This is a genomic window from Azospirillum brasilense (assembly GCF_007827815.1).
GTDB lineage: Bacteria > Pseudomonadota > Alphaproteobacteria > Azospirillales > Azospirillaceae > Azospirillum > Azospirillum brasilense_C.
In genome coordinates this window covers 453,351-462,535 of the sequence record NZ_VITH01000005.1, presented here as the reverse complement: position 1 = coordinate 462,535, position 9,185 = coordinate 453,351, and the positions used below count along the sequence as shown (strand labels likewise).

11 protein-coding genes and 1 pseudogene are annotated in these 9,185 nt (G+C 62.7%); 8 read left to right on the top strand and 4 right to left on the bottom strand.

The genetic code is table 11. The annotated features are described in order from the left end of the window. Window positions 1-215: transposase (locus FBZ83_RS13285; RefSeq protein WP_145683504.1), on the bottom strand; the 215-nt coding region annotated here is incomplete at its 3' end. Between the two features lie 228 nt (window positions 216-443). Here FBZ83_RS13285 and FBZ83_RS13280 point away from each other — a divergent pair. The 7 genes from FBZ83_RS13280 (at window position 444) to FBZ83_RS13250 (ending at window position 7,279) form a co-directional block, all read left to right on the top strand. Then, complete coding sequence (locus tag FBZ83_RS13280) at window positions 444-2,636, top strand: UvrD-helicase domain-containing protein (protein WP_145683502.1); 2,193 nt, start codon at window positions 444-446, stop codon at window positions 2,634-2,636. Window positions 2,637-2,857: 221 nt separating this feature from the next. Further along, the gene (locus FBZ83_RS13275; protein WP_145683500.1) at window positions 2,858-3,196 is read left to right on the top strand and encodes a hypothetical protein; all 339 of its coding nucleotides are present in this window, start codon (window positions 2,858-2,860) and stop codon (window positions 3,194-3,196) included. A 3-nt stretch (window positions 3,197-3,199) separates the two neighbouring features. Further along, window positions 3,200-3,736 carry a hypothetical protein gene (locus FBZ83_RS13270; RefSeq protein WP_145683498.1) on the top strand — a complete coding sequence of 179 codons (537 nt, stop codon included), beginning with the start codon at window positions 3,200-3,202 and terminating at the stop codon, window positions 3,734-3,736. A gap of 618 nt (window positions 3,737-4,354) precedes the next feature. Further along, window positions 4,355-4,783 (top strand): hypothetical protein, encoded by a 429-nt coding sequence (locus tag FBZ83_RS13265; RefSeq protein ID WP_145683496.1) that lies wholly within the window; start codon window positions 4,355-4,357, stop codon window positions 4,781-4,783. A gap of 523 nt (window positions 4,784-5,306) precedes the next feature. Further along, window positions 5,307-6,215: a trypsin-like serine peptidase gene (locus tag FBZ83_RS13260; protein WP_211101654.1), complete on the top strand. Its 909-nt coding sequence runs from the start codon at window positions 5,307-5,309 to the stop codon at window positions 6,213-6,215. A gap of 375 nt (window positions 6,216-6,590) precedes the next feature. Further along, a complete protein-coding gene (locus FBZ83_RS13255) occupies window positions 6,591-6,872 on the top strand; it encodes a helix-turn-helix domain-containing protein (RefSeq protein WP_145683494.1) in 282 nt (93 codons plus the stop codon). Between the two features lie 35 nt (window positions 6,873-6,907). After that, the gene (locus tag FBZ83_RS13250) at window positions 6,908-7,279 is read left to right on the top strand and encodes a winged helix-turn-helix domain-containing protein (protein WP_186466063.1); all 372 of its coding nucleotides are present in this window, start codon (window positions 6,908-6,910) and stop codon (window positions 7,277-7,279) included. A 234-nt stretch (window positions 7,280-7,513) separates the two neighbouring features. On the opposite strand, the gene FBZ83_RS31680 is transcribed toward FBZ83_RS13250, so the two are convergent. Together FBZ83_RS31680 and FBZ83_RS13240 are read right to left on the bottom strand one after the other, a co-directional pair. After that, on the bottom strand, window positions 7,514-7,957 hold the full coding sequence (locus FBZ83_RS31680; protein WP_282186900.1) for a transposase: 444 nt from the start codon (window positions 7,955-7,957) through the stop codon (window positions 7,514-7,516). Beyond that, window positions 7,852-8,385, bottom strand: coding sequence for a helix-turn-helix domain-containing protein (locus tag FBZ83_RS13240; protein ID WP_145683490.1), 534 nt, complete (start codon window positions 8,383-8,385; stop codon window positions 7,852-7,854). The genes FBZ83_RS31680 and FBZ83_RS13240 overlap by 106 nt, the downstream gene beginning before the upstream one ends. Before the next feature lie 58 nt (window positions 8,386-8,443). On the opposite strand from FBZ83_RS13240, the pseudogene FBZ83_RS13235 reads away from it, so the two are divergent. Beyond that, window positions 8,444-8,860: pseudogene (locus tag FBZ83_RS13235) on the top strand (transposase); the annotation flags it as partial. Window positions 8,861-8,880: 20 nt separating this feature from the next. Here the strand turns inward: FBZ83_RS13235 and FBZ83_RS32535 are convergent. Next, on the bottom strand, window positions 8,881-9,057 hold the full coding sequence (locus FBZ83_RS32535) for a hypothetical protein (protein ID WP_432612493.1): 177 nt from the start codon (window positions 9,055-9,057) through the stop codon (window positions 8,881-8,883). Between the last annotated feature and the right edge of the window lie 128 nt (window positions 9,058-9,185).

The window sequence follows — 9,185 nt, the reverse complement described above, 5'->3', positions numbered from 1 at the left end:
TCGTGCAGACGCCGCCAGCAGGTCATACCCGAGCCGCAGCCCATCTCCACCGGCAGAAGCTCCCAAGGGATGCCCGTGCGCAGCACGAACAGGATCCCGGTCAGCGCCGCACGATCGTCCAACCGGGGCCGTCCGCCTTTCGGCTTGGGCGGCTCCGGCGGGATCAGCGGTTCGATGATCACCCATAAGGCGTCGGAAACAAGAGGGGCTGCCATGCCCCTACCAACCGTTCCCGGCCGGTTTTGTTACGCACTCTAAGCGCCACGCGCGCCTTTATCCTTTGGCACCTATTGCCATGGAACGTTCGTTCCCGTGCGCTTGCTGCCCGGCCGCCACCCAAGCTCCCCACCCCGGCCGCGGGGGCCCGAACCGCGCTGGCGTCCGTGCTGTTCGCCGTGCTCCGCCCGACGCACGCACGGGCCGCAACCCTCGACGGGGAGACGATGACGCTGGTCTTTGCGACCGGTGAGGTCTCCGTCCTGGCCTTTGCCACGGACGCGCGCGCCGAGATGGAGCAGAGGATCCGCAAGCGGCTGGGCGACGCGGTCGCCTCCGGCCTCACGGTGCGGACCTTCCACGGCCTCGGCATGGCCATCATCGGCGAGGCCGAGGGCAAGCGGCCCACGCTGGCCACGGTCGCGGAGGACGACAAAGCCCTGTTCGATCTGCTGAAGAGCATCGTCGCCGACCTGCTCGCCGACCCGGCGTTTTCGCGCGTGATGGTGACGTGGTTCCAAAGCCATTTCGCGCCGTACAAAAGCGCCAGCGAGTTCCGCAACCACGGCGAATACTGGAGCTACATCCGCGCGAACGACATCCGCTCGCTCAAAGGCGAAAAGCTCAAGAGTTTCGAAGAGTGCGAGATCGCCAACTTTCTCTTCCTCAACGGCGTGCCCTACGAGTACGAGCGCCCCTACGAGCACGAAACCGCCACCCCCGACCGGCGGCAGTACCAGCCGGACTTCTATCTGCCGGACACCGGGATCTACATCGAGCACTTCGCGATGGCCGCGTCGGGAAACACGCCGCCGTTCATCGACCACGAGGAGTACCGGCGCTCCATGGCGTGGAAGCGGCGCCTGCACGCCGACCGCGGCACCGTCTTGATCGAGACCTTCAGCCACGAGAAGGCCGCCGGCCGGCTGACCGACAATCTGGCCGCCAAACTGGCCGCCCACGGCGTCGCTCTGTCCCCGATCCGACCGGGGGAGGTCTTCGCCATCCTGGAGAGCCAAGGTCGCGTCAGCCCCTTCACGCGCTTGGTCGCGACCTTTCTCCAGCACTTCAAAGGGGGACATGTCACGCTGGCGGAGGCCTCCCGCCGGGCGGCGGCGCGGCCCGACCGTCCACGGGCCGAGGCGTTCCTCGCCGTGTTCGGACGCATTTTCGAGCGGTACCAGGGCTGGCTTGCCGCGCGGCGGCAAATCGGTTTCCACGACATGATCCTCAAGGCGACGGAGCATGTGGAAACGGGGCGCTACACGAGCCCGTTCGGCTACATCCTCGTGGACGAGTTCCAGGACATCTCGCCGGGTCGGGCGCGCCTGTTGAAGGCGCTCCTGGACCAGTCGCCCAGCAACCAGCTGTTCGCCGTTGGCGACGATTGGCAGGCGATCTACCGCTTCGCCGGGTCGGACATCGCCGTCATGCGCGCGTTTGCGGACCGGTTCGGCGCGAGCGCCCGCGTCGACTTGGGCACGATGTTCCGCTGCGTCGACCGCATCGCCGCGACGGCAACGCGGTTCGTCCTCAAAAACCCCGCGCAACTCCGCAAAGACGTCACCGCGGTGACTCGGGCCAACGGGCCTTGCGTGCACATCGGGCTCCCGGGCGCCGAAGGATCCGACCTGCTGCGGGAGGCCCTGCGGGCGATCGCCGCCGAGACGGCGACCAGACGGGAGACGGCGACGGTGCTGCTGCTTGGGCGTTATCGGCACACGCAGCCTCGGGACATGGACGCGTTGGCGCGCGAGCACCCCGGCCTGCGCCTGTCCTTCATGACCGTCCACGGCGCCAAAGGCTTGGAGGCCGACTACGCGATCGTGCTGGGCCTGGGGACCGGGCGATTCGGCTTTCCCACCGAGATCGCCGACGACCCGATCCTGGACCTCGTGCTCGCGGCCCCCGAAGGCTATCCGAACGCCGAGGAGCGGCGCCTTCTCTACGTCGCCCTCACCCGCGCCAAGCGCCGGGTCTTTCTCCTCGCGGACGGCGACCAGCCCTCGCCGTTCATCCGTGAGCTGCTCAAGGACGGCGACGACCTCACCGTGTTCGGCCGGCCGCCGGCAACGGCGGTTTCCTGCCCACGGTGCGTGGAAGGGAGACTGCAGCGCCGCGACGGGGAACGGGGAACGTTCTATGGGTGCTCGAACTGGCCCTACTGCGGGCACACCCAAGATGCCTGCCCTCATTGCGGCACCGGCTTGCCGGCCTGCGCCGACGGAGGCGTCCGCTGCCTGGACTGCGGCCAGCCGGTCGCGGGGTGCCCGCGATGCGACGGCTGGCTCCAGCTCAAGCGCGGCAGGCACGGACCGTTCCTGGGGTGCTCGAACTGGCCGGGTTGCTCCCACACGCAAAACGTTGGTCCGGCGCGGCCGCTGCTCCGACCGGCGCCGGTCCGGCCGCGCCACCCATGAGGCCTCGCGCGCTGAACCACGTCGGCAGGGCTGCCAGCACCGGAAAGGGCCGTTCGGCGGGGCCACGGGCAAGAACGGCGGGGCACCAGCCGGACCCGTGGGCACACCGCGCGTGCGGTGAGGGTGACGCGCCCCCGGCGTGTGCCGCGACGACGTTGCCGAGCCGCATCGCCGTGATAAGGTTCGTTGTCGTCACTGGGGCCGGCATTCCAAGGTGTGCCATGACCCGTCGTTTCACCCGCACCGCGCTCTATGACCTCGTGTGGTCGGAACCGCTCTCCACCCTGGCGCCGCGCTTCGGCATATCGGGCGTGGCGCTTGCCAAGGCGTGCCGCGCGGCCGGCATCCCGGTCCCCGAGCGGGACCGCTGGGCCCGCAAGCGCGCCGACAAGCCGGTGCGCCACCGCCCGCTGCCCCCGCGAGCCCCAGGCGCGCCCGACAGCGTTGTGCTCGGCGGGGGGCGCTGGACGGGCTGGAGCACGAGCGACGACCGCTCGGCCCCGCTCCCGCCACCGCCGGTGTTTGAGGAGGATGTTCCGGCGCTGACCGCGCGCGTGTAGGCGATGCTGGACAAGGTCAGCGTTCCGCGCGCCCTCGACCGTCCGCATCGGCTGATCGCGGCGCTGCTGGCCGCAGACGAGGCGCGGCGGGAGAAGCGGGCGCGGGCCGCCGACCCGTCCGCCCTGGACGCCTCCACGTTCGACACGCCGATCGAGCGGCGGCGGCTGCGCATCCTCAACTGCCTGTTCCTGGCGCTAGAGCGGGCCGGCGGCAAACCGAGCCTGAACCGTGACGGACGCGACGTGCGCGTCGAGGTTGGCCAGTCCTCGGTCCCCATTGTCCTCGAACGCATCGCGGCGAGCCCGCGGACGAGGCCATGCTCCCCCACCCCGAGGACAACCGCGAGGCTGGAGTTGACGATCGCGGGCGACGGCGGATCAGGCCACGTGTGGCGGAACGCCGACGGCACCCCAATCGAGGCCCACGCGGGCCCCATCGCCGCTGCCATCGTCTTCGAGGGCGAAGTGCGCCACCGCCGCAGCGCCGAGCGCCTTCACGCCTGGCTCGTCGAGCGTCGGGCCGAGCGGGAAAAGGCGTAGCAGCGGCGTCAGGAGGAAGCCGAGCGCCGCGAGCGGGACCGGCAGGCCGCGGAGCAACGGGCGTGCGTCGAGCGCCTGCTGGGCGACGCCGCCGCGCACCGGCAGGCTGGTGAGATCCGCTCCTATGTCGCGGCCGTCCGGGCCGCCGTGGTGCATAAGGGACGGCCCCTGTTGACAGGTCGCCTCGAAGCCTGGGCGGAGTGGGCATTGACCGAGGCTGACCGCATTGATCCCCTGACCACGGGCGGGAGTTCCCGCGGAGCGACGAGCCATCGTGAGAGTTGGCCCACAAGAAACGCCCCAGACAATTTTGTGAAAGATCTTGTAAACTTGTTAATTACTCGATGTGCATCTGGGTTCTATTGCCAAGCATGCAAATTCCACCGGAATCTGGCTACTGCAAGCAAAATGGCACAAAATCTCAGGCCGTCATATAGGGCATGAATTTCGTATTTTTTTAAACTTAGGTGTCATTTCTAGGAAATATCTTAGTTTCATCTTTGCCGTTATCCAAAAGAATCGTTGCTCTCGGATAATTATCGCAAGCAGTATAAAGTAGTTGCCCTGTCAGAAACCACAAAGACCAGCGCACAGAGGCTTTCATTTGAGGAGGACGCCATGAGTACTCAAGACCTAATGCATAGCACCGCATCAAAGATTAAATTCCGGCCATATGGGCAAACCGACGACATTGAAAAATCCTTGGCAGAATGGATATCAGAAGATGTTTTTCCCGGCCGGCATGGCAAGCCGGAAATTTCAAAGGCAATGTTCAGTAAGCAATATCTTTTTATCGGAGACAAATCATTACAGAACATAATCGTGATTCCTTCGAATCAGGCGGATTATCCAAACTTTTATATTGTGCATCTCGAAAGCACCGACAATCCTTCCGTTATAGGAGACAACATGCTCTCTCGACCTATGATTTACATACACAAAAACTGGACCATAGATGGAGCCATCGTTTTGTCATCAGTCATTGATGAAATTCCCGTTTACTATATATGGGCCGATGGAGCCTATGTCGAACACCGACCAGGGTAAATTGTAGAAAACTTACTGATACTCTACTTTCGCACAAATATTCCGACCTATGGTTTTTCTCAATCCAACTCCTCTCTAGTGATCCTGCAATTTCTTCTCGCGTATTCTCTGCATTCTTGAAGCGAATTCGGCCCGAAAACTTCACTTTTCCCCGCAACAAGCCTATAATATCGCATTATATCACATGCACTGTGAGGCGATTTTGAATCGATCGTCTCACAAAAGACTGAGAATTGGATGGCCTCAAGGTGCGCATCTTCATTTAGGCTTTTCCCGTCCCCCTCTTCCATCATTACACCTCCTCACCATTCTAACTTTGCAACAGATTTCATCACAACGAATAGCAGATAGAAAGGTCTCTCAAAACACTTCAAAAGGCGTATTCCTAGAAGCGCGATAACAACGCTCTTATGTATAGTAACGTATCTTCATGTATCCCGTCCTATTGAAACAAAATAGATGCATCGCATCATGGTTGTTTTCTAAACTAAAACCGGGCATCCTGCATCAAATGGAGTGAAAGATGGAAAATGCAGATTCTGCTGTGTCCAACTATTTTCCTGGAAACTCCTCTCCTATATCGACCCATCCCACACCACCAAACGAGTCTTGGGAAGGTGCGCGGGTAGTCAGCCGTTTTGAGCGAGTAAACGGCTTTGACAATGAACGCGCTCTAGCTGAAACGATATTAGGAGGCATCGATCTAAGTAAGTGGGATGACGCCCCACATATATCTAAAAGGATGGAGGAAAACTCCGGACCGGAAAGCGTATGCGGAAGAGACGATAGAGCTATTATTGAAAACACAAAAGACTTTCCCTGGAGAGCTATAGCTCAGATACTTATAACATTTCGAAATAGCTCCGGTAATCCGGTGCGCTTCATAGGAACTGGCTGGTTTATTAGCCAAAGGACCGTAGCAACATGTGGGCACTGCGTTTACGATCGTCAATATGGGTGGGCCCAGAGTATTATGGTAGTACCTGGCCGGAATGGTAACAGCACACCATACGGAGGGCTGTCGTCAGAGAATTTTTGGAGCGTGAATGGCTGGACTAAAGATCAAGATCCGGAATACGATTACGGTGCAATTGTACTGCCAAGCGATAGCTTAGGCAAGCAAACAGGGTACTTCGGATTTGATTCCCTTCCTGATAACATTCTGAAAGGATCTGCGATTAACACATCGGGGTACCCGGGAGATAAAACGACAGGAACCCAGTGGTTCAATGCAGGAGGGGTAACATCACTTAACATGAAGAAAATATTTTATATGGTAGATAGTATGGGTGGACAAAGCGGCTCACCAACTTGGCATAGGCAGGAAAACAATAATGTTTTGTCCGTTGGTATTCACGGATACGGCGGATGCCCAAATAGTGCGGCACGCATAAACAAAGAGGTTAAGGATAACCTCATTAAGTGGCGGTAAAACAAAAGCCAAGACCCTGGATACGATGAGGTGATATTTGGCCATTCCTTAGCGCTCCAAGCCAGCCCTTTGGGCGAGGCTCCACCAGTTCCCCAGGGCCATGCAGTTCTCATAAGGCGCCGAGGGCAAGCAACCGATCCAGGCTGAGAGTGGTAGTGTAGAGGGCTTGGCGGATGTACTCGACGCCGTTGGCGCGCGTGTCCAGCACCGGCAAATCGCCGGCCAGCATCGCGCGCCCGCCAGCGTGGCCCTTGGTCGCATGGCGGCACCCCTCATACGGCCGGCGTATGAAGGCTTCCATTGAGGTCGTGCCGCTCCACCTGATTTGGCATGGGCAGCAAGGTTCACCTGGTTCATCACCTTGACGCCGATGAGTTGCATCGGCTGTACAAGGCCGCGACGGATGCGACGGAGCGGACGCATCTGCAAATCATCTGGCTGCTGACCAGCGGGCGCTCGGCCCAGTTCGTGGCCGAGGTGACGGGCTACACGCCGCGCTGGGTCAGCGTCATCGTGGGACGCTATAACGAGGCCGGGGGTGCGGGGCTGGGCGACCAGCGCCAGTTCAACCCCGGCTCTCGGCGGATGCGGGGCATCCGCCTGCCGCCGCAAGGGACGCCAGACCGCTGCTCGACGCAAGCCAACAGCGCCGCCTGAGGGATAGCCTGGACGATCCACCGCCCGACCGCGGCTTGTGGACGGGCCGCTCGGTCGCCCAGTGGATCGCCGGCATGATCGGGCGTCTCGTCTCACCCCGGCGCGGCACCGACTATCTGGGCCGGCTCGGCTTTACCCGCCAAGTGCCGCGTCCCCGCCACGCCGAAGCCGATGCCTTGGCCCAGGAGGTCTTCAAAGCGCGGTTCCGCCGCCGTGTGCAGGCGCTCCAGCAGGAGGACCCGGACATACCCTTGGAGGTGTGGGCGATGGACGAGCACCGCGTCGGGTTGAAGCCGGTGCTCCGCCGGGTGTGGGCGCCGTGCGGTTGCCGCCCCGTGGCGCGCGGCCACCAGCGCTTCGAGTGGATGTATCTCGCGGGCTTAGTGGTGCATCCACTAAATCCGTGAAAGAACTGGAACAGCGGCGACGCCGAGCCGGCGCGGTGGCCGATGGCGTCGCCGGCGGCCCCAGATGAAGGGATGCTTGTGCTGATTCCAGTAGGCGGTCGCCCGCTCAATGGCCTGTGCGATCTCGGCCCAGGTCTCGAAGCGGCGGCCCTTCAGCGCCAGCGAGCGCAGGATTTTCCACCAGGGCTCGATCAGGTTCAGATACGCGGCGTATTTAGGTTGGAAGACGAATTCCTAGCGTGGATGCAGCAGGCTGAACAGCAGCACGTCCGGCGCGCTGTGGGTGTTGAGGTTGTCGACAACGGCGTAGATGCGCTCAGTCGCCGGGGTGATCCAAGCCTCGACGGCGCTCAGGAAGTCCACCCAGTTGGTCGTGGTGCGGTGATGGTAGCTCTGCGCGAGCGCCGCGCCCGTGGCCGGCTGAAACGCACCGAAGACGTAGCCGGCCACGTCGCGGCGGCCATAGTCGATCTCCTGCCGGGCGCGCTCGGCCTTCGGAGCGGCCGGTCGGACGAGTTGCTGGCCCGGATGGCTGGTGGCTTTCTGCGGCCCCATCTCGTCCAGGCAGACGACTACGCTGCCGGCCGGTGGCGCCGTGTAGAGCTGCTCGATGGCCCCCTTTTTGGGGCGAAGTCGGGATCGACCCGCACGCCGAACCCCGTCTCGTCCTGACGCCACTTCAGGCCTTCGCGGATGAAGATCTCGCTGATGCGGCTGCGGCGCATAGCGATCCCCTGCTCGCTCAGATAGCTCACCAAGCGATCCAGCGTCCAGGCCGCAAAGGGCAGGCCCAGCTCGGACGGGCGGGTCAAGGCCGCGGCGATGACGGCGCTGCGCTGCTCGGCCGAGTAGGTCGGCGGTCGCCCGGTGCGCACATCCTCCTTCAGCCCGTCCAGGCCACGGGCGTTGAAGCGGTTCAGCCAGTAGCGCACCGTGTTGCCGCACAGGTCCATGCGGGTCGCAATCCGCTCCGCCTTCAGACCGCCCATGGCATGCACGATGATCTGAGCGCGACGAACAAGCCCAGCTCCGAGCGTGTGCGAGCGGGCGATCCGTTGCACGTCCGTCCGCTCGTCATCGCTCAGTTCCCGCAGGTGAAGCGTCATGGCCCGGCTCCTAAGCAGGGCGACATGAGCCGTCAACAGCGGCCGAGCACGACAATCTCAAGCCATTTGCCGGATGCACCACTTAGTGCGGCCGAGCACCGGACAGGTGATTTGGTTCCTCGCCGATGGCCTCGATGCGCCCATGTTCAGTGCCATCCTGGGCGCCTTTGCCCGCGAGGTCGGGGCCGGCCCCACCAAGCGCGTCCTGGTCGTCCTCGATGGCGCAGGCTGGCATGTCGCCGGCACGCTGGAGATCCCGGAGGGCATCACGCTGGAGTTCTTACCCCGGTATTCCCCCGAGTTGCAGCCCGCCGAGCATCTCTGGCCCTTAACGAACGAACCGCTCGCCAACCAGCACTTCAACACTTTGGCTGATCTCGATGACACGCTCGCCGATCATTGCTGCGCCCTGGCCGATGATCCGGACCGTATTCGAGCCGCGACATGGTTCCACTGGTGGCCGCAATTCGCATGACTTCCAAGCAATGGAAGCCTTCAAGCGCCGGCCGTATCACACGCCTGCTTGCACCAACTAGACACCGTTGCCTCCAACACCTCAAAGCGGCGGGCGACCGACGCTTGCGTCTCCCCGCCGGTCTCACACGCACCGTCAAGATGGTGCGGGCGTTGGGATGGATCTGGTCCATGGCCGCTCCTCCTGGCCGGAGCCAAAAAGCCTCAGCGTCGCCGCCGCCAGGGATAATGCCTACCGCGGCCGGTCCATCAACCCTGGCCCTGCCGGGCCGCCGCCGAAGGCGGCTGTGGAGTTGAGCGGCCGTCGCGCGGCGGGTCCTTCTGGC